Origin of the sequence: Treponema primitia ZAS-2 (assembly GCF_000214375.1) — a bacterium.
Lineage (GTDB): Bacteria > Spirochaetota > Spirochaetia > Treponematales > Breznakiellaceae > Termitinema > Termitinema primitia.
In genome coordinates, this window is record NC_015578.1 from 1,170,345 (window position 1) to 1,196,781 (window position 26,437).

The 26,437-nt window shown below is 51.3% G+C and carries 22 protein-coding genes; 11 read left to right on the forward strand and 11 right to left on the reverse strand.

Annotation, left to right across the window (positions count from 1 at the left end; all coding sequences use genetic code 11):
- Window positions 1-115: 115 nt before the first annotated feature.
- The 4 genes from TREPR_RS05225 to TREPR_RS05240 all read left to right on the forward strand — a co-directional run bounded on the left by TREPR_RS05225 (window position 116) and on the right by TREPR_RS05240 (window position 7,362).
- Window positions 116-1,117 carry a uroporphyrinogen decarboxylase family protein gene (locus TREPR_RS05225; RefSeq protein ID WP_015707257.1) on the forward strand — a complete coding sequence of 334 codons (1,002 nt, stop codon included), beginning with the start codon at window positions 116-118 and terminating at the stop codon, window positions 1,115-1,117.
- Between the two features lie 191 nt (window positions 1,118-1,308).
- The gene (gene fusA / locus TREPR_RS05230; protein WP_015707258.1) at window positions 1,309-3,402 is read left to right on the forward strand and encodes an elongation factor G; all 2,094 of its coding nucleotides are present in this window, start codon (window positions 1,309-1,311) and stop codon (window positions 3,400-3,402) included.
- A gap of 5 nt (window positions 3,403-3,407) precedes the next feature.
- Complete coding sequence (locus TREPR_RS05235) at window positions 3,408-4,109, forward strand: P-loop NTPase family protein (protein WP_015707259.1); 702 nt, start codon at window positions 3,408-3,410, stop codon at window positions 4,107-4,109.
- Window positions 4,110-4,131: 22 nt separating this feature from the next.
- The gene (locus tag TREPR_RS05240; RefSeq protein ID WP_015707260.1) at window positions 4,132-7,362 is read left to right on the forward strand and encodes a WD40 domain-containing protein; all 3,231 of its coding nucleotides are present in this window, start codon (window positions 4,132-4,134) and stop codon (window positions 7,360-7,362) included.
- A gap of 14 nt (window positions 7,363-7,376) precedes the next feature.
- On the opposite strand, the gene TREPR_RS05245 is transcribed toward TREPR_RS05240, so the two are convergent.
- The 4 genes from TREPR_RS05245 to TREPR_RS05260 are packed head-to-tail and all read right to left on the reverse strand — an operon-like array spanning window position 7,377 to window position 10,733.
- Window positions 7,377-7,898, reverse strand: coding sequence for a nitroreductase family protein (locus tag TREPR_RS05245; protein ID WP_015707261.1), 522 nt, complete (start codon window positions 7,896-7,898; stop codon window positions 7,377-7,379).
- A gap of 60 nt (window positions 7,899-7,958) precedes the next feature.
- On the reverse strand, window positions 7,959-8,933 hold the full coding sequence (locus tag TREPR_RS05250; protein ID WP_015707262.1) for a Gfo/Idh/MocA family protein: 975 nt from the start codon (window positions 8,931-8,933) through the stop codon (window positions 7,959-7,961).
- 34 nt (window positions 8,934-8,967) lie between these two features.
- Complete coding sequence (locus TREPR_RS05255) at window positions 8,968-10,071, reverse strand: sugar kinase (protein ID WP_015707263.1); 1,104 nt, start codon at window positions 10,069-10,071, stop codon at window positions 8,968-8,970.
- Window positions 10,068-10,733, reverse strand: coding sequence for a bifunctional 4-hydroxy-2-oxoglutarate aldolase/2-dehydro-3-deoxy-phosphogluconate aldolase (locus TREPR_RS05260; RefSeq protein WP_015707264.1), 666 nt, complete (start codon window positions 10,731-10,733; stop codon window positions 10,068-10,070). Before TREPR_RS05260 ends, TREPR_RS05255 begins: the two co-directional genes overlap by 4 nt.
- Window positions 10,734-10,852: 119 nt before the next feature.
- Between TREPR_RS05260 and TREPR_RS05265 the strand changes: the two genes are divergently transcribed.
- From TREPR_RS05265 to dgoD, 6 genes are all read left to right on the forward strand, one after another.
- The gene (locus tag TREPR_RS05265; RefSeq protein WP_015707265.1) at window positions 10,853-11,671 is read left to right on the forward strand and encodes an IclR family transcriptional regulator; all 819 of its coding nucleotides are present in this window, start codon (window positions 10,853-10,855) and stop codon (window positions 11,669-11,671) included.
- Window positions 11,672-11,795: 124 nt separating this feature from the next.
- Window positions 11,796-13,100: an ABC transporter substrate-binding protein gene (locus TREPR_RS05270; RefSeq protein WP_015707266.1), complete on the forward strand. Its 1,305-nt coding sequence runs from the start codon at window positions 11,796-11,798 to the stop codon at window positions 13,098-13,100.
- Between the two features lie 22 nt (window positions 13,101-13,122).
- A complete protein-coding gene (locus TREPR_RS05275) occupies window positions 13,123-14,001 on the forward strand; it encodes a carbohydrate ABC transporter permease (protein ID WP_015707267.1) in 879 nt (292 codons plus the stop codon).
- Window positions 14,002-14,003: 2 nt separating this feature from the next.
- A complete protein-coding gene (locus tag TREPR_RS05280) occupies window positions 14,004-14,849 on the forward strand; it encodes a carbohydrate ABC transporter permease (RefSeq protein ID WP_015707268.1) in 846 nt (281 codons plus the stop codon).
- Window positions 14,850-14,868: 19 nt separating this feature from the next.
- Window positions 14,869-17,226 (forward strand): beta-galactosidase, encoded by a 2,358-nt coding sequence (locus TREPR_RS05285; RefSeq protein WP_015707269.1) that lies wholly within the window; start codon window positions 14,869-14,871, stop codon window positions 17,224-17,226.
- 37 nt (window positions 17,227-17,263) lie between these two features.
- Complete coding sequence (gene dgoD, locus TREPR_RS05290) at window positions 17,264-18,412, forward strand: galactonate dehydratase (RefSeq protein ID WP_015707270.1); 1,149 nt, start codon at window positions 17,264-17,266, stop codon at window positions 18,410-18,412.
- Window positions 18,413-18,415: 3 nt separating this feature from the next.
- On the opposite strand, the gene TREPR_RS05295 is transcribed toward dgoD, so the two are convergent.
- The 6 genes from TREPR_RS05295 to TREPR_RS05320 form a co-directional block, all read right to left on the reverse strand.
- Complete coding sequence (locus TREPR_RS05295) at window positions 18,416-20,284, reverse strand: DEAD/DEAH box helicase (RefSeq protein ID WP_015707271.1); 1,869 nt, start codon at window positions 20,282-20,284, stop codon at window positions 18,416-18,418.
- 284 nt (window positions 20,285-20,568) lie between these two features.
- Entirely contained in the window at window positions 20,569-21,210 is a 642-nt protein-coding gene (locus TREPR_RS05300) for a regulatory protein RecX (protein ID WP_015707272.1), read from the reverse strand.
- Between the two features lie 41 nt (window positions 21,211-21,251).
- Window positions 21,252-21,644: a 30S ribosomal protein S9 gene (gene rpsI, locus TREPR_RS05305; protein ID WP_015707273.1), complete on the reverse strand. Its 393-nt coding sequence runs from the start codon at window positions 21,642-21,644 to the stop codon at window positions 21,252-21,254.
- A gap of 71 nt (window positions 21,645-21,715) precedes the next feature.
- Window positions 21,716-22,144, reverse strand: coding sequence for a 50S ribosomal protein L13 (rplM, locus tag TREPR_RS05310; RefSeq protein WP_015707274.1), 429 nt, complete (start codon window positions 22,142-22,144; stop codon window positions 21,716-21,718).
- A gap of 83 nt (window positions 22,145-22,227) precedes the next feature.
- Entirely contained in the window at window positions 22,228-22,449 is a 222-nt protein-coding gene (locus TREPR_RS05315; RefSeq protein ID WP_015707275.1) for a hypothetical protein, read from the reverse strand.
- Window positions 22,450-22,464: 15 nt separating this feature from the next.
- Window positions 22,465-22,764 carry a hypothetical protein gene (locus tag TREPR_RS05320; RefSeq protein WP_015707276.1) on the reverse strand — a complete coding sequence of 100 codons (300 nt, stop codon included), beginning with the start codon at window positions 22,762-22,764 and terminating at the stop codon, window positions 22,465-22,467.
- 321 nt (window positions 22,765-23,085) lie between these two features.
- Here TREPR_RS05320 and TREPR_RS05325 point away from each other — a divergent pair, with 321 nt between their 5' ends.
- Entirely contained in the window at window positions 23,086-25,266 is a 2,181-nt protein-coding gene (locus tag TREPR_RS05325) for a methyl-accepting chemotaxis protein (RefSeq protein ID WP_015707277.1), read from the forward strand.
- Between the two features lie 18 nt (window positions 25,267-25,284).
- On the opposite strand, the gene asd is transcribed toward TREPR_RS05325, so the two are convergent.
- Entirely contained in the window at window positions 25,285-26,400 is a 1,116-nt protein-coding gene (asd, locus tag TREPR_RS05330) for an aspartate-semialdehyde dehydrogenase (protein WP_015707278.1), read from the reverse strand.
- Between the last annotated feature and the right edge of the window lie 37 nt (window positions 26,401-26,437).

Consider the following 26,437-nt stretch of genomic DNA (forward strand, 5'->3'; position numbering starts at 1 on the left):
ATGCGGCCTGGAAACGTCTACCCGCTCACCGGTTCGCGGGCGTTTTTCTGGCGGGGCTCGGTTGATAGTAAAAACGCGGGGTCTCTTGGCTGCCGTATAAAAAGGTGGTGTTTTTATGACCCCGAAAGAACGGCTCTATACCCGGCTTGCAGGGAAGCCGGTAGATAAGATCCCCAATATGAACATCATGATGCACATCGTGGCCCGGGAAGCGGGGGTTTCATACCGGGAGTACGTTCAGGATTACCGGAAGCTGGTTGAGGGGAACCTTATCTGCGCGGAGAAGTACGGCCTGGATACGGTGAGCGCCATCTCGGATCCCATGCGGGAGGCCGCGGCTTTCGGCGCGGAGCTGACCTTTCCTGAGACCACGGTCCCCTATGCAAAGAAATCCCTGATTAGCGATGACTGGGATCTTTCGGTGCTGAAGCGTTTTGATCCAACGGAAAGCGAGCGTACTCTGGATCGCATCAAAGGCTGCGAACTGCTCAGACAAAGGGTGGGGAAGGATTACCCCGTGGTGGGATGGATAGAAGGCTGCATCGCCGAGGCGGCGGACCTTAGGGGCTTAAATGAACTCTTGATAGACCTTGCCATGGAGGAAGAGCGCCTTCCGGAATTGTTTCAAATCATTTTTGAGGAGCAGAAACTCTTTGCAAAAGCCCAGATCCATGCCGGGGCGGATATTATCGGGGTGGGCAATGCCGCAGCATCACTAATTGGCCCGGTCTTGTATAAAAACTACGGTCTGGAATGGGACAAAAAAATCACCGAATATATTCATGCCTGCGGAGCAAAGGTGAAGCTCCATATATGCGGGAATATTACGCCTCTCTTAGAATTACTGCGGGAAGTGAAGGCGGATATCCTTGATATTGACTCCATGGTGGACTTCGCCAGGGCTGCAAGGTTCTTTGAAGGGACAGGTACCGCGGTGAGCGGGAACGTACACCCCGCAGGGGTGTTGATGCAGGGGACGGCTGAGCTGGTGGAACGGGAGATAAAACGCTGCATGAACATCAGCTCGGCCACTTCCCTGGTCGCTGCGGGGTGCGAGGTTCCTTTGGCTACGCCGGAGGAGAATTTGCTTTTGATGGATCGGCTGCTTTATCTGTAGGGATGCGGATACGCAATTATTCCACCCTAATGCAAGAAATTTGCTATAATCATAGAAAGAATACCAGCTTATTGCTTTTAGCCCTACCCCCTCTTGAAACTAATTGAAATCTTTGCTATATTATCGCAATTCAGAGCGTCTATTAGCATTTTTTATCATACCATAACGGATGAACCTAAGGAGTAGTGTAGATGGGCATCGATATTACCAAGATGCGGAACATTGGGATTAGCGCGCATATTGACTCGGGGAAAACCACCCTTTCGGAACGTATTTTGTTCTATTGTGACAAAATTCACGCCATCCATGAGGTCCGCGGGAAGGACGGGGTAGGCGCCACCATGGACCACATGGAGCTTGAGCGGGAGCGGGGGATTACGATTCAGTCCGCCGCGACCCAGGTTGAATGGAAGGATTATACCATTAACCTCATTGATACACCCGGGCATGTGGACTTTACCATTGAAGTGGAGCGGTCTTTGCGGGTCCTGGACGGGGCGATCCTGGTGCTTTGCGCGGTGGGGGGGGTTCAGTCCCAGTCCATCACCGTGGACAGGCAGCTTAAGCGTTACCATGTGCCCCGTATTGCCTTTGTCAACAAGTGTGACCGTACCGGGGCCAACCCCTTTAAGGTGCGGCTCCAACTCCGGGAAAAACTGGGGCTTAACGCGGTGATGATACAGATCCCCATTGGGCTTGAGGATAAACTTGAGGGCCTGGTGGACCTGATTACCATGAAGGCCGTGTACTTTGACGGCGACTCGGGGACCGAACTCCGGTACGCCGAGATCCCCCCCCACCTTAAGGGGGATGCGGAAAAGTACCGGGAAGAGCTGATCGATGCGGTTTCCCTCTTTTCCGATGAGCTTGCGGAGAAATTCCTGGGCGGGGAGGATATAAGCGAGGATCTCATCCATCAGGCTATCCGTAAGGGGACTCTGGCGGAACAGTTTGTGCCGGTGATGATAGGTTCCGCTTATAAAAACAAGGGTATCCAGACCCTCCTGGATGGGGTGAGCAACTACCTGCCCAACCCGACAGAGGTAAAGAACTACGCCCTAGACCTGGACCACGGGGAAGAGCGGAAGGAGCTTATTTCCGACGAAAAGAGCCCCACCGTGGCTCTGGGCTTTAAACTTGAGGACGGCCAGTACGGCCAGCTTACCTATGTGCGGATTTACCAGGGCTCCCTGAAAAAGGGTGAAGAATTGATCAATACCCGGGCTCGGAAAAAGTTCAAGGTAGGCCGGCTGGTGCGTATGCACTCCAACGATATGGAAGATATTACCGAAGGGGCGCCCGGGGACATTGTGGCCCTGTTCGGGGTCGAATGCGCCTCCGGGGACACCTTTTGCGGGGGCGGGCTTAACTATGCCATGAGCTCCATGTACGTCCCCGAACCGGTTATCTCCCTGGCAATCAACCCCACGGACAAAAAGTCCGCAGACCAGATGGCCAAGGCCCTGAACCGTTTCACCAAGGAGGATCCGACTTTCCGGACCTTTGTGGACCAGGAATCAAACCAGACCATCATCCAGGGTATGGGAGAACTCCACCTAGAAGTGTACATCGAGCGGATGCGCCGGGAGTACAAGTGCGAGGTGGAAACCGGTATGCCCCAGGTTGCGTACCGTGAAGCTATTCAACAGCGCTCGGACTTCAACTACACCCACAAAAAGCAAACCGGCGGTTCCGGCCAGTACGGAAGGGTAGCGGGTTATATGGAACCCTACGGCGACGGGGACTACGAATTTGTGGACAACATTAAGGGCGGGTCCATACCCAACGAGTTCATCTCCAGCTGCGATAAGGGCTTTAAGGAAGCGGTCAAGCGGGGCAGCCTCATCGGGTTCCCCATTGTCAATATCCGCTGTTTGATCAACGACGGAGCGTCCCACCCGGTGGACTCCTCGGATATAGCCTTCCAGTTAGCCGCCATCGGCGCCTTCCGGGAAGCTTACAATAAGGCAAAGCCCTGTATCCTGGAGCCTATTATGAAGGTTGCCGTGGAGGGACCCACTGAATTTCAGGGGAATATTTATGCCTCAATTAACCAAAGGCGTGGTATAATATCCGCATCCACTGAAGATGGGACCTTCTCCCGGGTGGAAGCTGAGGTACCCTTGAGCGAAATGTTCGGCTATTCAACGGTGCTCCGGTCCTTGACCCAGGGCAAGGCTGAGTTTAGCATGGAATTTGAAAAGTACGGCAAAGTTCCGACAAGCATTTCCGAGGCCCTCGTGAAAGAATACGAGGAAAAACGAAGAAAAGAGCAGGGAAGGTAGGAAAAATGGTTAAACAGGAACTGATACAGAGAAGTCCGGTGCGAATATTTGAGAAATCCATCCACGGCGGGCTTGGGGCCGGGGAAGTGGGGATTATTTCATCCCAGAGCGGCATCGGCAAGACTTCGGTGCTGGTGCAGATTGCCCTGGACAAGCTTTTACAGACCAAAAAGGTCATCCATGTATCTTTTACCCAGCATACCGACTATGTCCTTGCCTGGTATGAGGATATTTTCGATGAATTTGTCAAGAAAAAGAACCTGGAAAATTCCCGGGAAGTGAAAAACGAACTGATAAAAAACCGGGTCCTGATGAACTTTAACCAGGATGGGGTTACCGGGGAGCAGATCCTCAAAAGCCTTCGGGCGATGATCGTGGATGGGGGCTTCAATGCCGATGCCCTGATCATCGACGGATTTGACTTTAACAGGATGAGCCGGGAACGTATCGCTGGGGCTAAAGAATTTGCCAAGGAACTGGGATTTTCGGTCTGGTACAGCTGTACCGTCAAGAGTGACGCCCCGGCCTACGACAAGAAGGGCATCCCCCTGGTGGTAACGGATTTTGTGGATCTGGTGGATGTGGTGATTGTCCTGGAACCCAGGCAGGATCACATTGCACTTACGGTTTCCAAAGACCGAGACACTTATAACCCTGAACACATGGACCTGAAACTGGACCCGAAAACCCTGCTTATTTTGACTTAATAGCTGCGGCCCGGAGGGGACTATGCGTAGTTTGATAAGAAACCTGCTCTCCGGCGCGGTACTTTTAGCTCTGTGTTTTTCCTGTGCCAGTTCCGGAGGTGCCCGGGCGCTTCGTGCGGCCAAGGTGCCCATAGAGCAGACGAAACTCTATCCCCAACTTGGGCATAGCTTTCCGGTTTCTTCTGTTGTTTTCAGCCCTGATAACACCCTGATCATTTCCGGCGCTGCGGATAACCTGGTTAAAATCTGGGATATCGAAAGCGGCCGGGAACTGTGGACCCTCTCGGGGCATAGTTCTACGGTAAAATCCGTGGCCGTAAGCCCGGAGGGCAAACATATTGTCTCGGGTTCCCTGGATAATACCATCATCATCTGGGATACCGAAAATGGCCGTGCTCTGCAAACCCTGACAGGCCATGGCGCCGCTGTCTATTCCGTGGCCTACAGCCCCGACGGCCGGTATATTGCCTCAGGTTCCGCAGACCGGACCGTCCGCTTATGGGACGCCGAGAGCGGTCAGGAACTGCGGACCTTCACCGGTCATAGCTTTTGGGTGAATGCGGTGAGTTTCAGCCCCGACTCCCGTTACCTGGCTTCCTGTTCCCGGGATAATACCATCAGAATCTGGGACGTCCAGAGCGGCCGCTTACTCCGCTCCCTTTCCGGGCACAGCGATGAGGTGGATGCCCTTTGCTACAGCCCGGATGGTAAGTTTATTGCCTCGGGTTCCCATGACATGACTATCAAAGTATGGAACGCCGAAAATGGCCGGGAGATGCGGACCCTGGAGGGACATTCGGGGGTGGTAAAATCCATTGCTTACAGCCCCGATGGCCGGTATATTGTTTCCGGTTCCAGCGTGGATGCTACCATAAAGATCTGGGACGCCGGTACCGGTCAGGAACTGAATACTATTGAATCCACAGGTATCGAAAGCCTCAGTTACAGCCCGGACGGGCAGCGTTTTGCCTCAGGCTCCCATGATAACAGTATCAGTGTCTGGAGCGCTGCTGGCGGTGTGGAGTTGCAAAAGCTGTCCAGCCGTTCCTCCTGGGCCCGGGCCTTGGCTTACAGCCCGGACGGAAAGTTTATTGCCGCAGGTTCCGCGGATCGGACTATCAGGATATGGGAAGCCGGTTATGGCCGGGTGGTGCGTTTTCTGACCGGCCATACCGCTTCGGTACGGGCCCTGGCCTACAGCCCGGACGGTAAGTATATCGCTTCCGGAGGGGCGGATAATTCGGTCAGGGTGTGGAACGCCGAAACCGGACAGGAACTGTGGACCCTGACGGATCACAGCTCGGTGGTCCGGGCCGTAGCCTATAGCCCGGATGGCCGCTTTATCCTTTCAGGCTCCGCAGATAACACCCTCAAGATATGGGATACCGAAACCGGCCTTGCCCTGCGGACCCTTTCGGGGCATGGCGCTCCGGTGAATACCCTGGCCTACAGCCCCGATGGTTTGTATATCGCTTCCGGTTCGGAGGATGCTTCTATTAAAATATGGGAAGCTGAAACTGGCCTGGAACTGCGGACCCTCAGGGGGCATGATTCATGGATTATCAATTTGGCCTACAGCTCCAATGGCAGGTATATCATATCCGGATCAATGGATAGGACCATGAAGGTATGGGACCTCGAAAGCGGCGAAGCAACGGATACCCTGGAGGGGTATTCCGGGGAACAGCAATCCGGCATGGCTCTGAGCCCTAATGGCCGTTTTATTGCCGCCACTACCGGTGGCGACGCCACCGGTAGTGGCGTAGACAGCAGAACTATCCGTATCCGGGATGCCGATAGCGGCAAACTGCGCTTTGAGCTTACCGGGCATACCAACGAAATCTATGCCCTGGCCTACAGCCCCGATGGCCGCTTTATCGCTTCCACCTCCCTGGACGGAACTACCCGGATATGGGACTCCGTTGTGGGCAGAGAACTGGCCCAATTCATCGGTTTTAATGATGATGAGTGGATTTCTGTCACCCCCGATGGCTATTACAATTCTTCCTTCAAGGGAGACGGGTACTTCAATATACGGCGGAGCGGCCAGGTGTACGGCCTGGACCGGTACCGGCCGGCTTTTTTCAAACCTGCACTGGTTCAATCCCGGCTTCAGGGGCTTTCCACCAGGAGTTCCCGGGGATTCCGGGGTCCGAACATCAACGGGGTATCTGCCCCGCCGGATATACTTGTGGGTGAGTACGAAGCCGGTAAACTGCCAGTTCAGATATCCAGCCGCTACCTTCCCCTTAAAATGGTCAAGGTTTTTCAGAATGGCCGCCTTTTGGGGAACGATGTATTAGGCTCTCTTGAAGGAACGGGATTTAAACCTGCCCCCACGGGGCTTACGGTTACCGGAAACGCCAAAAAATTGGACTTTATTCTTCCTCTTACCCTGGAAGGGGGAACCAATACCATAGAGATTGTCGCCCTTGACGGCTTTACCGAAGGCCGTCACTTTGTGGAACTGGAGGGCCCTCCCGAGCAACCTGAAGCCGAAGAGGAGCTTCCCAAGCTCTGGGTTTTTTCCATCGGTGTTAGCCGTTATGATGACCCCCGGATTAACCACCTGGGTTTTGCCGCCTTTGATGCCCGGGAGGTCCTCAATTTTTTCAAGGCCCAGGAAGGAAAACAATTCGGGAAGGTGAATACCCTGTTCCTCAGCACCGGGGAACTTTTGAGCCCCACCTGGAATAATATCACCCAGGGGCTGGGTGCCTTTTTTCGGGAGGTCGGTTCCCGGGATACAGTGATACTGTTCCTCTCCGGTCATGGGGTGAGCGATAAAGAGGGGAACTACCACTTCCTTCCGTCGGATTTGCGCCTTACCGAAGGGAATATTCCCTTTGAAGGGACCCTGTCCTGCCAGGATATCAATGCAGCCCTGGATATTCCGGGGCGGAAACTGGTATTTATTGATTCCTCCCATACCGCGGGAATTAGGGCGGGAAATATCCGGAATGTAGACAGTATCCGCCTGGCCAGGGAATTCCAGGATAACCGCCCCCTGATTTTTAACTCCGGGCATGGGGATGAGCTATCCTACGAAAACGCCCAATACCAGTTGGGGCTCTTTACCTATGCCCTGCTCCAGGGTTTGCAGGGCCAGGCGGATACCCGCCGGGACGGCCAGGTAACCATGGCGGAACTGGACGCCTATGTGACGAAAACCGTATCGACCCTATCCGGGGGCCGACAGAACCCCTCCGCCTCAGGCGGCTATAAGGACTTTGTGGTTGCAGTGACAGAGTAGGGTGCGAAACCCTCTCAGTCCACTTTTTCCCAGAAGACGGTTTTTTCCAGGGGCGCTCGTTCGCCATGCCGGTCTGCGGGGCTTGCGTCATCCCCGGGGTAACCCAGCATCAGTATTGCTGCGGGAACCAGATTTTCCGGGATATTGAATTCTTTCACCAATACTGCAGGATCAAAGTGCATGACCCAGAGGGTTCCCAGGCCCAGTTCCACCGCCTGGTACATGAGCTGGGTAGTAACGATACTGGCATCAATTTCTCCGCTTTTGGCATCGTCGGCTTTTCTGACCCAGCATAGGTTTGTATCATAACAGACGATGAATACCGCGGGGGCGCCGTTCCTGCAGGGGGTACTGGCATCAATTTTTTTAAGACCCTCCGCCCCGGTTACCGCCAGGATGCGCTGGGGCTGTTTATTTGCCGCAGTAGGGGCGATTCTCCCGGTTTCAAGGATAATGTTCAATTTTTCCCGTTCCACCGGTGTGTCCTTGTACTTGCGTACCGAATAACGGCTGAGGGCTAATTCTTTAAAAGTCATGGGTGGGCTCCTTTTTTTAAGTATATCAGGAACCACCACAGGGTTAAAGGCCGGTTTGAGTTAAGCGGGCTCTCCGGGAAACCGTAATCCCCAGATGGCTCTTATGGCGTCCATGGTTTCCATCACCCGGATGATGTCCCGGTGGGGCATTTCAGGGCATTCGGATGAACCGGATTCGATAGCTTTCCTGCAGGCTTCAACCTCATACTCAAAACCGGTCAGTTGCGGCGGAGGGTCAAATGAAGCAATGAGTTTATCATCAGTATTATAAACCCGAATGCCCGCACAATTGTTAATGTTAAGAAATTCAATATAACCCTTATCGCCATATATAATGCCGCGCCGGTCACTCCGGTACAGCATGCCAAACTGGAGGAAGGCAATTTTTCCATCATCATAGCTAAAGTTGACACTGCTCATGGCGTCTACCCCTGTTTTATAGGGGATCAGGGTTGAGCCGATTTTTTTAATTTTATCCCCAAAGTGCATCAGCGCAAAATTGACCGGGTATACCCCGATATCCAACAAGGCGCCCCCGCCCAATTCAAGTTTTCCCAGCCTCTCCACATTATGAACCGGGTACGCTAAATTTGCGGAAAGCGCATGGATTTCCCCTATTAAATTTTTTGCAAGTATTTCATCCATGGTTTTTCTCATGGGCATATACCGGGTCCAGATAGCTTCCGCCACCAGCAGTTTTTTCTCCCGTCCAAGGGCAAGTACTTCCTTTGCCTGAGCGGCATTCAGGGTAAAAGCCTTTTCGCAAAGGACATTTTTTCCGTTAAGAAGCGCCGCCTTTATCTGTTCCGCATGGTGGGAAATTGTTGTGGCAATATAAATTAAATCAACATTTTTGTCCTGATACAATTCTTCGTAGGACCCATAGGTATGGGGTATTTTGTATTTATCCGCAAACTCCCCGGCTCGTTTTAAATCCCTGGATGCCACGGCATAGGCCTTTGCGTTTTCCATCTGGTTTAAGGTTCTTGCCATGGTATTGGCAATATTTCCGGCTCCGATAATACCTACGTTCATTTTAGTCTCCCTGGCACTTGGCCCGCGCGGACCCTCAGCGGACAATACGCCCGCTTGATGAGCCCTTCATCAGTGACAGTATTTCATCTTTTGTGGAAAAGTTAAAGTCCCCGTAAATTGAATGGCATAAGCAGGAAGCTGCTACGGCAAATGAAACGACATCACAGTCGCTTTTAGACAATTCGGAATCCTGAAGCGCGTAAATCAAGCCGGCGGAAAACGAATCCCCGCCGCCTATGCGGTCAACAATATTATGGATTTCGTAGGGGGTATAAACACCCTTGTTTTCCGGGGCAAAGCAGGGGGTGTCAGTTTTTTTGTTGTACAGCATGGCGCCCCAATTATTATGGCTGGCGGAAATGCTTTCTCTGAGCGTGAAGGCAACTTTTGATACATTCGGGTACTTTTCGGTGATTTGACGAGCCACATCGGGATATTTCCCCGTTTCAAGCTTACCCCCCGCAGCATCACTGTTGCCGGCTTTGATATTAAGCATATCGTCAGCGTCTTCCTCGTTACCGATAACAATATCCGCGTGGGGTATTATTTTTGCCATAACCTTACGGGCCAGTTCCCTGGGCTTATAAGAATCGTCCCAATTCCAGAGTTTTTTGCGGAAGTTAAGGTCCACCGAAACAGTTACCCCCCTGTCCCGGGCCATTTTTACCCCAAGTTCCGCCGCCTCTGCGGCATTTTTTGAAAGCGCAGGGGTAATTCCGGTAATATGGAACCAACGGCAATCTTTGAAAATTGCTTCCCAATCATAGGCGTCAGGGGGCGTCAGAGCGATTGCGGAATAGTCACGGTCATAGATAACATTGCTGGGCCGCTGATTGGCCCCGGCTTCCACAAAATAAATCCCCAGCCGCCCTGATTTCCGGCGAAGGACAAACCGGGCGCCTACCCCGGCAGCATTCAGGTTAGCAATACATGCGTCGCTGATAGGATTCTCCGGCAATGCGCTCACCATTTCTACCGGCAGGCCCTGGAGTCCCAGAAAAGCTGCAACATTGGCTTCTGCGCCGGCGAAGCTCATGTCCGTCGGGCCGGGCAGGGCCTGTCTGAAACGCAGGTACCCCGGCATGGTCACCCGGAGCATCACCTCGCCGAAACTTACAAAGGTTTTTCTATCGCTCATTTTGTTCCCCTGTAGGCCTGCCAAATAGCTATAGCCCGTTTGGCCCGGCGGCTAATCTCGTCCCATTGCTTTGCCCGTATCAGGGGCCGCTGGGCAATCCATGTGCCGCCTATCCCAAGTACCTGGGGAATATTTGCATACTGCCCGATATTTTCTTCGCTCACCCCGCCCAGGGGAATATAGCTTAGCTTAAGATAATTATAGGGGTTATTCAGGCTTTTCAGATAGGAAGCGCCCCCGGAGGGTTCGGCGGGAAAAAATTTCAGGATACTTGCACCGGCTTCCAGGGCTGCTTCAAGTTCCGAGGGGGTGACAATGCCCGGGATAAAGGGCAAATTCGCCTGCTTTGCCTCCGCAGCAATTGCGGGATTGAAACCCGGGGCAAGCCCAAAGGCCGCTCCGAGCTTTTTTACCCGCTGGGCCTGGCCGCTCTTTATAATGGTTCCTATCCCTATGGTCATTTCCGGCACATCACGGGCGATACGTTCTATTGAAGGTTCCGCTGCTTCTGTTCTGAGGGCAAGCTCAATGGCGCTGATCCCCCCGGCAACCAGGGCCCGGCAAAGGGGGACCGCATCCCCGGGATCATCAATTTCCAGTACCGCAATAATGCCCTTTGGGGCGAGTAAGTCATATAATTCTGCATGTGTATCGCCGCTCATAGCTAATGCTCCTAACGTTTCATTTTTTTACAATCCGTTTCATTTTATGATAGTAAGGGTGAATTTAGGTTCTGTCAATACGGTGTTCCATTTTTTAAAAAAATTTGATACAACAAAGTATGGATACTAATGAAAAGGTAAGCGCCGTGGCCCGGACCATGGCTATCCTTGAAATCCTGAGTAAGGATGACCAACTGGGGGTCAGCGAAATAGCCCGCCGAAGCGGCCTGAATAAAAGCACGGTATTTCGTTTTCTCAGCACCCTTTCCCAATTGGGGTATGTGTACCGGGATGCGGCCAATGATCGGTATGGCCTTTCGCTAAAACTCAATGCCCTGGTGGGAATTCGTTCAAGCTCCCGGGATATCCTCCGTTATGCCTCTTCGCCCCTTGATTTTCTTGCAAAAGAGACCGGAGAAACCATTCATTTGGCAATTTTAGAGGATGGGGAGCTGGTTTACCTTCGGAAAATCGAGTCGGCCCACTCATTACGGGTCGTTTCAATGACTTCTTCGGTTGGGGACAGCGTTCCCATGTACTGCACCGGGCTTGGAAAGGCAATTTTAGCGTGGTTTTCCGTAGCTGAACAGGAAAAATATATCGCCCACCAGGTTTTTACCAAATATACCGAGACAACCATAGTGGATGGCCCCTCTTTATTGAAGGAATTGGGGCAAATTAAGGATTGCGGGTATGCCTTTGACAGGCAGGAGCATGAGCAAGGGGTGGTTTGCGTTGCCGCCCCGGTGTTTACCTCGGGGCAATTGCCCATTGCGGCGGTGAGTATTGCGGGGCCTTCGATACGGATGCGGGAGGAGATCCTTCCCCGGTATATCGACCTTATTTTATCGGTTACTAAAGAAATATCGGAAAAACTGGGAACCATGAGCTCTGAAGACGAGAATTTACCGGTATTTTCTGAACCGGAACTTAAATAATGAAACATGTTTCAATATTTGCTTGACAAAATGAATTTTCCCATGTAATAATAAATTGATGTTCAATATGGGAGGCTTTTAGATATTCCTGTAATTGATACAATAAATTTTTTGGAGGAAATTTATGGTTAAGAAAGAAAAATGGTTTATTGGTTTAGTCATGATCCTGGCACTTGCTTTTGCCGCTAACCCACTCCGGGTCGATGCCGGGGGACAGGCTCAGCCGGCCGGGAAAAACACGATCACCGTTTGGGCGTGGGATGACAATTTCAATATCGCTATCATGAAGACCGCCGTGGCCCGTTACAAGGAACTGAGGCCGGATGTAGATTTCAATGTTGAAATTATTTCCAGTTCTAAAGAAGATGTTTACAAAAAACTTCAGACAGGCCTGGCCTCCGGGGGCAGGAATTTACCCGACATTGTTCTGATAGAGGATTACAGCTTTTATCAGTATGTCAGCGCCTATTCAAAATACTTCTATCCCTTGAATGATGTACTGGATTATTCCCAGTTTTCCCCCTACAAGGTTCAGGTAATGACCCTGAACGGTAAGCGCTACGGCGTCCCCTTTGATACCGGGGTATGCGCGAACTTTTTCCGCCATGACATTCTGGAAAAAGCGGGCTTTACGGATGCGGATATTACCGATATAACCTGGGATCGGTTTCTGGAAATCGGGAAGGTTGTAGAGCAGAAAACCGGTGTTAAGATGACCATTGCCAATGGTACCAACTGGTCATCTTTCTTCCGTATGATGATTCAGTCCGGCGGGGCATGGTATTTTGATGCCAATAACAACATGACTATTACGAATAACGCCGTCCTGCGTGAAACCTTTGAGACGATCAAAAAACTCCGGGATGCCGGGGTAATTCTTGAATGTGCCGACGATTCACAGCTTGCGGGGGCCCTCAATAACGGTACCACCGCTTCGGTTATCAATGCTGCATGGCGGGTTTCCACGGTCAAGGCGGAGCCATCCCAGTCCGGCCAGTGGCGGGTTACCACCATGCCCCGGCTGAACAATGCCAAGGGTGTTAACGCTTCTAATACCGGCGGTTCGAGCTGGTACGTGATTGAAAACAACCAGCCCAAGGATTTGGTCAATGACTTCCTCAAAACTATTTTTGCCGGAGATCAGTCATTCTACAACAAGATCCTGGTTGATCAGGGCGCTGTCTGCGCCTGGCTTCCTTCCCAGTCCGGCCCGGCCTATTCCGTAGGCGATCCCTTCTTTGGCGGCCAAAAGGTAAATCTGTTTTTTGCTGAACAGCTTCCCAAGATTCCGCCGGTAAATTATGGCCAGTATGTTCCTGAAGCCAATACAGCGGTCAATTCCGCGCTGTTTAATTATCTTCAGGGCAACATAACAATTGATGAAGCGCTTAAACGCGCTGAGGACCAGCTCAAAAACCAGATACAGTAAATCTGTTCCAGGCGGGGTGATTATGAATAGTATTGTGCATAGGGCTAATAAATATGATAAGTATGGCTGGGCTTTTATATCCCTTGCCATGCTTGCCTTTGCCCTGTTTACGGTTTATCCTATAATCAGCTCGCTTGGACTTTCTCTGAAAGTACTGCGCCAAGGTGATTATGTTTTCGGGGGGCTTGCCAATATCAAGCGCTTGATTGGGGACAAAATTTTTCACCGGACCATTGGCAACACGTTTATTTTTTTGGTAATCCAGGGGCCTATCATGCTTTTCCTGGCCCTTGTTTTTGCAAGTATCCTGAATAATAAAATAAAGTTTCGTTCGTTTTACCGTACCGCAATATTTATTCCCTGTGTTATGTCCCTTGTTTCCTATTCTGTCCTGTTCAAGATGATGTTTGCCACAAACGGCATTATCAATAATTTTCTTATGTGGACCCATGTACTGAAGGAGCCCATATTTTTTATAAATGATCCCTTCTGGGCACGAGTGGTAATCATGATCGCCATGACATGGCGCTGGACAGGGTACAATATGATGTTTTACCTTGCGGCAATGCAGAATATTCCCCTTGAAACCTATGAAGCGGCCCATGTTGACGGCGCTGGTCCTGTGACCATTTTTTTCCGCATTACCCTGCCGCAGCTTAAGCCAATTATCCTGTTGACCACGATAATGACCACCAACGGCAATTTGCAGCTTTTTGATGAGCCCATGAATTTAACCGGTGGTGGGCCGGCGGAGTTGACGACTACCATGTCCCAGTATATTTATAACAATGCTTTTGTATTTTCTCCCGCATTTGGGTATTCGGTAATGATGTCCTATGTGATCGTAATAATGGTCGCTCTTCTTGCTTTCATTCAATTCAAGGTTGTCAAGGACGATTAGGCATGAAATATAAAATGGCTGCGAAATCTGTAGTTATATGGGAGAAAATCGCGACGGTCTTCAAGCATATATTCCTCATAGTAGTTGCTCTGATGAGTATTTTCCCGTTTTTCTGGATGATTATTGGTGCAACAAATGAAACCAGGGAAATAACCAAGGGTGTCCTGATCCCGGGCACAAATTTTCTTAAAAACCTTACAGGATTACAGCAAACAGGAAATATTTTTCATTCAATTATTAATACCGCTGTTATAACATTGTTTCAGGTATTTTTTTCCCTGTTGATCTGTTCTATGGCAGGATACGGTTTTACAAAATACCCAAACAGGATAAGAAGCCGTCTGTTCAGTGTGTTTTTGCTTACCATGATGATTCCCTTTGCTGCGATAATGATTCCCCTTTTCACCATGATGAGCAGCTTTAATCTTATTGATACCAAGATTAGCGTTATAATTGCATCCCTTTCCAATACATTTCTAATTTTTTTCTTCCGCCAGAGCTTCAAGTCATTTCCTACGGAGATAATTGAAGCCGCACGTATTGATGGTGCCGGTGAATTTTATACTTACTTCAGGATTGTGATACCTGCCATGCGGTCAACTTTTGCCGCCGCCCTGATCTATGCCTTTATGAAAGAGTGGAATAACTACCAATGGCCCCTTCTGACATTGCAGTCCACCGGCAGCAAGACCCTGACATTGTTTATTTCAAACCTGTCTTCCGCTTACTATGTTGATTACGGACAGATTATGGCTGCTGTTCTGATAGCGACCATCCCGACCATAATTGTTTTTATGACTATGCAAAAACAATTTGTTGCCGGAATTATTGGTTCTGTTAAGGGCTAATTGAAAGAGGAGAATTATCATGGATTATTATCTTAATGCGCGGGATGTGAATAGTAAAATTTATCCTTGCCCTGTTGAATATACGGGCGTAGATCCTGCGGGAAACAGAATTGACTTTACCAACTATTATATGCGTTACAACGGTAAGCCCTATTATGCAGTTTCCGGGGAAATGCATTTTTCGAGAATAGATATGCGGTCCCTGGAAGATGAAATCATCAAGATGAAGATGGCCGGAATTACCATGATTTCAACCTATCTTTTTTGGATACACCATGAAGAAGTAAAAGGACAATTTGACTGGAAGGGGAATAAAAATCTGCGTGAATTCCTGAGCCTGTGCAAAAAGCAGGGTATTTTTGTTTTGCTTAGGCTCGGGCCTTTTTCCCATGGGGAATGCAGGAACGGCGGACTTCCGGACTGGCTTTTCGGCGTTCCCTTTGATATTAGAAGCAATGACGAAGAATATCTCTTTTATGTTAAAAGATACTTTAATGAAATCGGGAATCAGGCAAAGGGTTTTATGTTTAAGGATGGAGGCCCTGTTGTCAGTATACAGATCGAAAATGAATATGAACATGCTTCTTCTCCCTGGGAACCGACTACGGAAAATTCAGGCGAATGGACACCTAGCGGTAACGATGGGCCTTCTCATTTCAAAGAGCTAAAAAAAATTGCCCTGGAAGCGGGGCTGATTGCACCCCTCTACAGTACAACAGCCTGGGGCGGCGCATGCGCTCCGGTTGAATATGTCATGCCCCTTTGGGGGGGATATCCCTTTTGGCCCTGGATTTTCTATGGGGACGACATAAAAGAGCATCCTGCCACCACGGAATTTATTTATAAAGATTTTCATAATAATGATGCCCCCAAATATTATAATTTTGATCCCATTTACCCCCCTGAGGATTTTCCCTTTGTTTGCTGCGAAATGGGCGGAGGTATGGCCAGTTTTTACCGCTATCGCTTTAAGCTGCCCTGGGCCAGCGTGGAAGCCCTGGCAAACATAAAGGCCGCAAGCGGCTGTAATTTTCTTGGGTATTATATGTATCACGGCGGCACAAACCCAAAGGGCCTGAAAGTCCCCTATCTCAATGAATGTGCCCTGCCGAAGGTTTCCTATGATTATCAGGCGGCAATCGGGGAATACGGACAGATACGCGAATCTTTCAAGCGCAGCAAACTGCTGCATTATTTTTACAAAGATTTTGAAGCTGTTTTCTGCGACACAAAAACAGTGCTCCCCGATGATGCAAAGGATATGAAGCCCGATGATATGGAAAGCCTGCGCTACAGCATCCGTGTTAACAAGGGTAGGGGGTTTCTTTTCCTGAATAACTATCAGGATCATGCCGAAACCAGGGCAAAGGAAGATTTTTCCATAGCTGTCGAACTTTCAGAAGGAAAAATCCGGGTGCCGGAGGAAGGCGCCCTGTGCCTTGACAAGGATGCATCGGCTGTTTTGCCCCTGAATCAGGACCTGGACGGCGTTACTGTACGGTATGCAACGGTCCAGCCTGTGACAAGGCTGCAAAAAGGCGATGAGATCTGGTACTTTTTCTGCCGGGTCAGGGGGATGAAACCTGAAATTTGTGTTGAAGGAAATGATCCGGTCAAATTTAGCGATACTAAAACTGAAAAGGCCATTCTGAAAGGAAAGGATGGCAGACAGATAATGGTCTGTGTTTTGAGTGTAGAAGATAGCCTGCGTTTCTGGAGAATTAAACTCCCCGGCGGAGATTTGGCTTTTTTGTGCGACCAAACCATGCTTGAGGATGCCGGTAATTTGCGGATAGAAAGTATAGGCTCTGTGGAGGGGGAGATTGCCGTTTTCCCCGCCCGTGAAAGTATCAGTATTAATGATACAAGTTACAAGGCAAAGAGAGATGACGGTATTTTTTCATACTTTGATATATCCTATGGTAAAAATAACGTTTCCCTTTCCTGGGAAGATGCCAGCTCAAAGGCGAAAGATTCTGACGGCGCTCTGCGCCGCCCTGTTATCGGCAGCCCTATAACTTCAACAAAGATTACAAATGCCAGGGCAAAGATAAAAATAGACCCTGCTTCATTTGATTGCTGCAAACAAGTTTTGCTGCGGGTTGAATATACAGGCGACATAGGGTATGCGTATACGGATACAGAGCTTGTCAGTGATAATTTTTGTAATGGCGATGTATGGGAATTCGGCCTCAGGGAATACAGGAATGAGGTACTGGAAAAGGGTATACACATTTACATTTCCCCGCGCAGAAAGGGCGGTAAGGTTTGCAGCGATTCGGAGATGGCAGCCCGTTTTGCCGTATACGATGAGTCCTATGCGGAAATTTCAGGCATAAGCGCTATACCCGTGTTTGACTGTCGGCTCGTTTTATAAGATAGCATAGAAACTGATAGATGAGGGGTATTGTACTATGAAAATTAAGCAAATGGAATTGTTTAAAGTTCCTCCGCGCTGGCTCTTTTTGAAAATTACCACCGACGATGGATTGTTCGGTTGGGGTGAGCCTGTTGTCGAAGGAAGGGCGGATACCGTTAGGGCCTGTGTGGAAGAATTGAAGGATTATGTAATCGGCAAGGACCCGATGCGTATTGAGGATATCTGGCAGGTATTGTATCGCTGCGGTTTTTACCGGGGCGGCCCTATCCTTTCATCCGCAATTTCCGGCATCGAACAGGCGCTTTGGGACATAAAGGGAAAATATTACAATGCCCCGGTATATGATCTCCTGGGCGGCGCCTGCAGGGACAGCATAAAAATTTATTCCTGGATAGGCGGAGACCGCCCTTCCGATGTGGCAAAGGCCGCATTAGAAAAAAAGGAAATAGGTTTCAGCGCTGTTAAGATGAATGCCACAGAAGAGCTGAATTATATTGATAATTTCAGTAAGGTGGAGGAAGTTATAAGCCGTGTTTCCGGTATCAGGGAAGCCTGCGGAAAAGATTTTGGCATTGCCGTTGACTTTCACGGGCGGGTTCATAAACCAATGGCAAAAATTCTGGCTAAAGAACTGGATCCCTTTCATCTCATGTTTATTGAGGAACCGGTACTTAGTGAAAATTATGAAGCCTTTAAGGAAATTGCCGCTTATACGTCCACTCCTATAGCTACCGGGGAGAGGCTTTATACCAGATGGGATTTTAAGAAAATTTTCGAGCAGGGCACCGTAAATATCATTCAGCCCGATCCTTCCCATGCCGGGGGCATACTTGAATGCAGAAAAATTGCCGCCATGGCGGAAGCCTACGATGTAGCGGTCGCCCCCCATTGCCCCCTGGGGCCAATCGCTCTGGCAGCCTGCCTGCAACTGGACGCCTGCACACCGAATGCGATCATACAGGAACAAAGCCTGGGTATACACTACAACAAGGGCAACGATTTAATGGATTATGTTAAAGATAAAAATGTTTTCCGCTACAGCGACGGATATGTTCCTGTTTCTACGGCCCCGGGGCTGGGAATTGATATTGATGAGGATATGGTCAGGGAAAGAGCAAAGATCGGGCATCATTGGAAGAACGATGTCTGGCGTAACGCCGATGGAACTGCTGCGGAGTGGTGAAGGCTATCGCCGGCTCCGGGGCGGTCCCCGCTTTCCCATGCTTGTAGTTCCAGTTCCCGAGGCCGGTTTTATAATCGGGTCTCCCGGGGTATTCCGGGAAAAGGTGCAGGCCCTTCGGGCAGCATCCTCGGGTAGGGTAGCAAAGGCGCAGTAATCCTTCACTTCAATGTCGTCCACCAGTCGGCCCGGTACACCCCCGGCCCGCCCGAGCAGTTCCGCCACATCCCGGGCCCCGGCGCCATTACGCCTGCCCAGCCCCACGTATACCCGCGCGCCGCCCCCGGCGGAGGAGAAGGCTTCTCCGGAGAAATTTCCCCCGGCGGGCCTTGCAGGAACACCGCGTTTGCCCTTGACCGGGTGTTGCTTGAAATCAAGCTCCCGTTTGGGGTCCTCGCTAAGTTCGGTAATTGCCCCATACCGTGAGGGGTCAAGTTTTTCCCCATAGGCCATGGCGATAAGGGCCTCTACGGCGCTCTCGGCGCCCAGCCGTTTTATCAGTTTCCTTCCCAGCCTGGTCTGGGGCAGGGCTGCCTGTAAGGCCGCCGGCAGGGCCACTGCCTGGGCTTCCGGCGCCTGTTCCGGCCCGCTTTCCCCCTCAGAAACAACGGCTTCTGCTGTTTCGGCTTCAAAAATGGTGTCCGCCACCGTTTCCGGTAGGGCCTCCATGATACCCCGGAGTATGCGGTTTTCCAGGGATTTGGTCACCGAGGAAACCGCCGGGGCTTTCATCCAGTTGATCTTGCTCCCCAGGGTCCGCTCCATGCTTCGGGAAATGTGGCTGATGCGGCCCCGATCCGAGGGTAGGGCCAAAGTGATGGCAATGCCCCGCCTGCCCGCCCGGCCGGTGCGGCCTATGCGGTGGACGTAGGTTTCCCCGTCATTGGGAAGGTCCCAGTTGATCACATGGGTAAGCCGTTCTATATCCAGACCCCGGGCTGCAACATCTGTGGCCACCAGGATGGAAACATCCCCGCCATTGGCACTGTACCGGGTGCGGAAACGCCTGAGGGTCCGTTCCCGGGCTTCCTGGGAAAGGTCACCGTGGATGGCCTCTGCGGAATAGCCCCCTTCCATGAGTCGCCGGGATAGCTCATCAGCCCCCACCTTGGTGGCGCAAAAGATAAGCCCGTAGAAACTTTCTGCACTATCGATAAGCCGCCTGAGGGCTTCCAGGCGGTCTTCCTTTTTGAGCACCAGGTAGTATTGATCCACCAGGGGCTTTTCATCATCCGGGGCAGTATCTTCCAGGATATCCACCGCCCCTATATGGTTTTTGACAATTTTTAAGATCGGGTCCGGCATGGTGGCAGAAAAGAGAGCCACCCGGCGGTCACTTTTTACGGACTTTAGTATCCGTTCCACATCTTCGATAAAGCCCATATCCAGCATCTCATCCGCTTCATCCAGGATGAACCATTCTATGGCCGATAAGTCCAGTACCTTCCGTTCCATCAGATCCATGACCCGCCCTGGGGTGCCCACCACGATCTCGGTCCCCCGTTTCAGGTCCAGAATCTGGCTTCTGATGGAGGCCCCACCGTATACTGCGGTGATCCGGGGTATGGGGGAAGAGGCCAGGGAGGCAATTTCCCGGGAAACCTGGAGAGCCAATTCCCTGGTAGGGGTCAGGATCAGTGCCTTGGGTGCATGGCCGCTCTGCCGCAGCCGTTCCACCAGGGGAATGCCGAAAGCCGCGGTCTTGCCGGTTCCGGTCCGGGCCTTGACGATCAGGTGCCCCTGATTCGCCAAAAGCCGGGGAAGGGCGATGCTCTGGATGGAGCTTGGGGCGGTAAAACCCTTGCGGGTCAATGCTGCTAAAATGTCATCGGACAAGCCAAAGGAAGAGAAGGGATGGGTATCGTCGGTGGTCATAAATTCCTTAAAAACAAATGATTTCTAATATATGGTAGCATTTGCGGGGTATTCCGTCTAGGGGTAGAAAAAAGATGGGAAATAACATAGGTGGATATAACGCGGGGCCTGGTGGGTAAATCGCATCGGCCCCCGCGGAATAATGCGGGGGCGATGCGATTTACCCACCACCCGCGCTTTTGTACGATGGTATTTCCCATCTTTTTTCTGCTGATGGGGGGGGGGGAAGCGGTGTGGTAGGCGGGGGGCGACTCAATTCGAGATAAGCCACGAGTCTAGGGGGCTTATTCTTCTTCCCAGTAACGTCTTAGGACTTGGGAGGAGAAGCCTTCGCTTTTTAGGTTGCTTCTTAGAAAACGGGTTTCTCCGCCGGCGGGGCTTCCGTGAGCTGTGGCGGGGTATCGTTTTTCGATGAAACGTGCAAGTAGGGCTGTTTCTTGCTCAAGGCTTAGGGCTTTTTTGCAAGTATCCCGGGCGGTTTCCCGGTCAATGCCCCGGCGGCATAGCCCATTGATAAGTCTGCGGGGACTTTCTGCGCCGCGGTTCAGCCGGGATTCTATCCACCGTTCCGCAAAACGGCGGTCGTCCACGATTTCTAACTCCGTCAGGCTGGAAACTGCCGCTTTTATGTAGGCCTTAGCATAGCCCCGTTTCTCAAGCTTCACCTTGAGTCCCGTCACGGTCTGTTCAGCCAGGGCTACCAGGCGCAGGGCTGCCCGCTCGGCACGGTAGCACTCTGCCGCAAAACGCAGGGACTCTTCTTCATCGGGACTGATTTCTTTATTTGGGAAAAAATAATCCCCCTCCTGAAGCGGGGGGGGAAGGTATCTGGGATTATAAGAAAACAACGCCCCATCCGAAAGCCCGATGCGGCAAATAACCGGCCCTGCCTTAGGCGCATTGGTTTTTAAGGACACCACGGTCATTTCGTCCCCACCGGTATTTGGTAGTTGTTAAAAATAGAAAATTACCGCTTGGAGAACTGGAAGCGTCTACGTGCCCCGGCCTGGCCGTATTTCTTACGTTCCACCATCCGGGAGTCCCGGGTAAGAAACCCGTTGCTCCGCAGGGCAGCATAGTTGGCCTGGTCAATCTGGCAAAGCGCACGGGAAAGTCCGTGACGACAAGCACCGGCCTGGCCATTTATACCACCGCCGTAGACATTGATCAGAATGTCAAACTTGTTTTCATTGGCGGTCACCATCAGGGGCTGCCGCACAATAACGGCATGTTCGCTTTGGACAAAATACTGGCCCAAATCTTTGCCGTTTACCACTATTTTGCCTTCCCCGTCCCGGATATACACCCGGGCAACAGAAGTCTTCCGCCTGCCGGTTCCAATACCAAGATTCTTAATCACCTTATAACCCTCTACTTAGTGCGGTGACTACCGCACAGTTTAATCGAAGCGAAACGAAGTTTCGCACAAACTTATAACTCAATAGCCTGGGGGCTCTGAGCTCCATGGGGATGTTCAGAACCCGCATAGACCTTAACGTTCTTCCATAATTTCCGGCCCAGGGGTCCCTTGGGCAACATGCCCTTAATGGCCAACTCCAGGGGAGACGTGGGATGCCGTGCGGCAAGCTTTTCGTAGGTGACGGTCTTAAGCCCCCCTACATAGCCTGAATGATGATGATAGAGCTTATTCTGGACTTTCCGTCCGGTCAGCACCAGCTTTTCCGCATTAATCACCACCACAAAATCACCCACTTCCTGATGAGGGGCAAACACGGCCTTTTCTTTTCCCCTGACAATGGAAGCAGCCCTAGCCGCGACCCTGCCAAGCACTTTGCCGCTGGCGTCAATAACAAACCACTTCCGCTCTACATCAGCGGGTTTTACAAATATAGTCTTCATACCTTACCTTCTAAATAATATACAGGGCGAGTTAAAATAATGCCATAAAACAGAGATTTATGTCAAGTAGGGGTTTCCCCCGCTTATTCCTCGGTTTTTTCTGTTTTTTCTTCTTTTTTCGCTTCCGCCCGGTCTTTAATATCCGCAATGCCGATGAAAACCGCGATAAGGCCGATAAATACGGCAATCACCGGCAGCCCGCCCCGGAGAAAGGCCAGAACATCCCCCCACCAGCCAAGCCCCGCAGGCAGAACCGCGCAAACCGCTGCGGCAATGATAATAAGACCAAGAATAAGAGCTTTCATAGTAACCTCCAAAAACTAATGATGAATTTTACGGATAATCATAACCAAAAATGCGGCTATGAAGAAACCGGTTGGTAAATTGGATAGTATCAGCATCGCCAGGGGTACGGAACCCACCAGAAACGCCGATCCGCTGGTGATCCCGAACATACCAAGGATAGAATACACAATTTCGGCATAGGCCGTTATGGTTCCTATGACCATGAGCATCCAGGCTGCATCCCGGGTTTTTGACCAGACTATGATGGCAAAAAAGGACGCTAGGGCTCCCAGAAGCAGACGGCTCGATATGTAGAGGATCTCCCCTATATCCATATCAATAGTATCCCCATTAAGCGGGAAAATTTCAAGATAGGATTTTAGGGGCTGCTTTGGGCAGCCCTATAATTATCCCACGGTACAATCAACATACCCGCTGCAGAGCAATGGGGTATCTTGTTCTGTACGGCATGGATTGTATGCGGGTTTAATACGTATTAAACCCGCTTGCGAATAAAGACCAGGAAATCAAAAAATCATACTAAGCATTTTCAATAAGACTCCTATACTGATATTGAGCTTAAATAGAGGTTATGCGAAACTTCGTTTCGCTTCGATTAACATAGCAGCTAACGCTGCTTAGTATAGAGGTTAATAATGAGTTTGTCTAAACGGGTTTCCCTGCTGATTGCAATTCTGGTGTTTTTTGTTTCTCTTTGTATCGGCCTCATTTCTCTGGCGGTCGCTACCAGGGTAGTGTTGGCGACTTCTGAAGACGCCATCAGGGCCGAAGCAAATCTGGGCGCTGAAATAGTATCCGCCATGATTGATACCCAGCTTGATAGATTACAGGAACTGGCAAACCGCCGCCGGGTCCAGTCCCTGAATTGGGAAGACCAGGTAGAGGACCTTATCACTGAGATGGACCGGGTGGGGTATCTGGATATGGCCATCGTTACCCCCGATGGGACCGCCCATTATATAAAGGAGAAAACTACCGCCATGCTCGGCGATAGGGATTATATAATACGGGCCTTTCAGGGAGAAAAGGCGGTTTCCGATGTCATTGTCAGCCGGGTTATCAATAAGCCGGTGGTTATGTTTGCAGTCCCCATCTATGCAGAGGGCAAGGTGGCGCCACTTGCAACACCGACTTCAGTCGGCAAGTTCCCCGCGCCACTTGCAACGCAGTTTCCCGCGCCACTTGCAACGCAGTTTCCCGCGCCACTTGCAACGCAGTTTCCCGCGCAGGTCCTCATCAGCAGGCAGGATGGGACCTTTCTGGATACTATGACCAAAAGTATCGGCGTTTCCAACGGCGGTTATGCCTTTATGATTAACCACAACGGGGTTATCATTGCACATCAGAATACTGACTATGTAGTAAAACAGATTGCCCCGATAGAAGAAGCAAAGGCTAACCCTGCACTGCTATCCCTGGGGAATGCGGTCCGGGAAATGATCAGCAGCAAACAGGGGTTCACCAGTTACACTGTTGACAAGCGGGGTATGGTGGCCGCCTATGCCCCTGTTGAGGGCTTGAACTGGATACTTGCGGCTACCGCCGCGCAGGAAACTATTCTTGAGGGGGTTACTGCCCTGCGGAATCTCCTTATTATCGTTGTGGCAATTTTCCTTGCCCTCGGGATTATCGCAGCTCTATTGATAGGTAAATCCGTTTCAAAACCCCTGGTTAAAATGATCCCCATTCTGGAAGATATGTCCAACGGGGACTTAACAAAAAAACTGGAAGTAAAATCAAAGGATGAGATCGGCGCTATGGCCGATAAATTCAATACCTCCATCGGGAATCTCTCCGGCATGGTTTCGGGGACCAAGCTGGCGGTGGGAAAACTTAAAGCAATGGCCGACAATCTTTACAGTACCATGCAGCAAAGCTCCGAAGCGGCGGGCCTTATTGCACAAAGCGTCTCCTTAATCAAGCAGAAGGCTATGTCCCAGGCGGCATCGGTAACCGAAACTCATGCCACCATTGGGGAAATAAAATCCCACGCTGAAAAGCTTAACGATTCTATCGAAAGTCAGAGTGCAGCGGTGGTGGAATCCTCATCGGCTATTGAGGAAATGGCGGCTAACATTAAATCTGTTGCGGAGATTCTTACCAGGAATTCCGAATCCATGGAGGAGCTCCTTAAGGCTTCGGAAACCGGCAAGGATGGTATCCAGCAGGTCTCGGAGGTGCTCAAAAAACTTGAGGATGATTCCGAGGGCCTCCTTGAAGCCAGCTCCATGATTCAAAGTATAGCCCAGCAGACCAACCTCCTGGCGATGAACGCCGCAGTCGAGGCGGCCCATGCGGGAGAGTCCGGCCTGGGTTTTGCGGTAGTTGCCAACGAGATACGAAAACTGGCGGAGAATTCATCCGCCCAGGGCAAGTCAATTTCCGCTGTCCTCAATAACCTCAAGGGCCAGATAAACCAGGCCGTCTCCCTGGCAGGGGAATCCCAGGAACGCTTCTCCCGGGTTTCGGAATTGCTGGATCAGGTCCGTAACCAAGAGACGGTGATCAAGAACGCCATGGATGAGCAGACCACGGGGAGTTCCCAGGTCCTGGAGGCCATCCATGCGATCAAAGAGATTACCACCCAGGTAAAGGACGGTTCCGGCGAGATGGTGCATGCCAGCGCCGCCATCCTTGAAGAGATGGATCATCTTGCAGGGGCCACCGAGGAAACCAACTCAGAGGTGGACGGCATAGCGGGCAGTACAGACCGGATCAATAACGCGGTGAGCGCCCTTAACGAGATCACCGGTGAAACCAAGGAAAGTATTTCCCGGCTCTCCCGGGATGTGGACAAGTTTAAAGTTGCCCAATAGGGGAGAGCAAGCTTGCTATTACCCTAAATACCCTTTGGCTTTCAACAACTCTGCATTCAATATCCCCCCGCCGGCAGCGCCCCGGACCGTGTTATGGGACACCGCGACAAAGCGGATGTCGAACACGTTGCAGGGACGGAGCCGCCCGATAGACACCGCCATGCCCTTTTCGGCATCCCGGTCCTTCCGGGGTTGGGGCCGGTTCGGCTCTTCCCGGATGATGATGGGCTGGTTCGGCGCCATGGGCAGATCCAGTTCCTGGGGCAGTGCCCGGAAATCGGTCCAGATACGCTTTATCTCATCAATGGACGGCTTTTTGGCGCCAAATTCCAGGCTCACGCAGGCGGTATGGCCGTCTATCACCGGTACCCGGTTGCAGTGGGCGCTGATTTTCGGGCCTGGGGCGTTAACAAAACTGTTCCCCTGTATGGAGCCCAGAATTTTCAGGGGTTCCTGTTCTGTTTTTTCTTCTTCCCCGCCAATGTAGGGCACCACATTGTCCACAATGTCCAGGCTGGGTACCCCGGGATAGCCGCCGCCTGAAACTGCCTGGAGGGTGCTGACGATGATCCGCTGAACCCCGTAGCCTGCCTGAAGCAGGGCCCAGAGGGGGGTCATGTAGCTCTGTATCGAACAGTTGGGCTTCACGGCGATAAAGCCCTTGTCCCAGCCTCTGTTTTTTTTCTGAAGGGGGATAATGTCCGCGTGTCCTGGGTTCACCTCGGCGATAAGCATGGGCACGTCGCTGGTCCAGCGGTTAGCCGATGCGTTGGACACCACAGGAATCCCCGCCGCAGCATAACTGTCTTCCAGGGCGGTGATCTCATCCTTCCCCATTTCCAGGGCGGAGAACACAAAGGCACAGTCCCCCCGTTTCACCGCCGCCGCAGCTTTGGTCACATCGTTGGCATCCTCCACAATCAGGGAGGCGGCGTCAAGGCGACTGGTCCCGCCCAAATCGCCCCGGGTAGCGTTCCATTTGCCCCCCACGGCTTCACTATACAATTTTCCTGCGCTCCGGGGAGAAGCTGCCACATACCGTACTTCAAACCAGGGATGGTTTGCCAAAAGCGCAATGTACTGCTGTCCCACCATGCCGGTGGCGCCTAATATTCCTACGGGAATCTTTTCCAAAATTAACCTCTGTTTAGTGCGGCTGCTGCTGCACTGT

Excerpts from the sequence above, each read along its gene's own strand:
- TREPR_RS05275 (WP_015707267.1), top strand. The coding sequence starts at position 13,123 with ATGAATAGTATTGTGCATAGGGCTAATAAATATGATAAGTATGGCTGG.
- dgoD (WP_015707270.1), top strand. The coding sequence starts at position 17,264 with ATGAAAATTAAGCAAATGGAATTGTTTAAAGTTCCTCCGCGCTGGCTC.
- TREPR_RS05245 (WP_015707261.1), bottom strand. The coding sequence starts at position 7,898 with ATGACTTTTAAAGAATTAGCCCTCAGCCGTTATTCGGTACGCAAGTAC.
- TREPR_RS05320 (WP_015707276.1), bottom strand. The coding sequence starts at position 22,764 with ATGGATATAGGGGAGATCCTCTACATATCGAGCCGTCTGCTTCTGGGA.
- TREPR_RS05325 (WP_015707277.1), top strand. The coding sequence starts at position 23,086 with ATGAGTTTGTCTAAACGGGTTTCCCTGCTGATTGCAATTCTGGTGTTT.
- TREPR_RS05250 (WP_015707262.1), bottom strand. The coding sequence starts at position 8,933 with ATGAACGTAGGTATTATCGGAGCCGGAAATATTGCCAATACCATGGCA.
- TREPR_RS05260 (WP_015707264.1), bottom strand. The coding sequence starts at position 10,733 with ATGAGCGGCGATACACATGCAGAATTATATGACTTACTCGCCCCAAAG.
- TREPR_RS05315 (WP_015707275.1), bottom strand. The coding sequence starts at position 22,449 with ATGAAAGCTCTTATTCTTGGTCTTATTATCATTGCCGCAGCGGTTTGC.
- TREPR_RS05265 (WP_015707265.1), top strand. The coding sequence starts at position 10,853 with ATGGATACTAATGAAAAGGTAAGCGCCGTGGCCCGGACCATGGCTATC.
- TREPR_RS05240 (WP_015707260.1), top strand. The coding sequence starts at position 4,132 with ATGCGTAGTTTGATAAGAAACCTGCTCTCCGGCGCGGTACTTTTAGCT.
- TREPR_RS05300 (WP_015707272.1), bottom strand. The coding sequence starts at position 21,210 with ATGACCGTGGTGTCCTTAAAAACCAATGCGCCTAAGGCAGGGCCGGTT.
- TREPR_RS05235 (WP_015707259.1), top strand. The coding sequence starts at position 3,408 with ATGGTTAAACAGGAACTGATACAGAGAAGTCCGGTGCGAATATTTGAG.
- rplM (WP_015707274.1), bottom strand. The coding sequence starts at position 22,144 with ATGAAGACTATATTTGTAAAACCCGCTGATGTAGAGCGGAAGTGGTTT.
- TREPR_RS05270 (WP_015707266.1), top strand. The coding sequence starts at position 11,796 with ATGGTTAAGAAAGAAAAATGGTTTATTGGTTTAGTCATGATCCTGGCA.
- TREPR_RS05225 (WP_015707257.1), top strand. The coding sequence starts at position 116 with ATGACCCCGAAAGAACGGCTCTATACCCGGCTTGCAGGGAAGCCGGTA.
- TREPR_RS05255 (WP_015707263.1), bottom strand. The coding sequence starts at position 10,071 with ATGAGCGATAGAAAAACCTTTGTAAGTTTCGGCGAGGTGATGCTCCGG.
- TREPR_RS05295 (WP_015707271.1), bottom strand. The coding sequence starts at position 20,284 with ATGACCACCGACGATACCCATCCCTTCTCTTCCTTTGGCTTGTCCGAT.
- TREPR_RS05285 (WP_015707269.1), top strand. The coding sequence starts at position 14,869 with ATGGATTATTATCTTAATGCGCGGGATGTGAATAGTAAAATTTATCCT.
- TREPR_RS05280 (WP_015707268.1), top strand. The coding sequence starts at position 14,004 with ATGAAATATAAAATGGCTGCGAAATCTGTAGTTATATGGGAGAAAATC.
- fusA (WP_015707258.1), top strand. The coding sequence starts at position 1,309 with ATGGGCATCGATATTACCAAGATGCGGAACATTGGGATTAGCGCGCAT.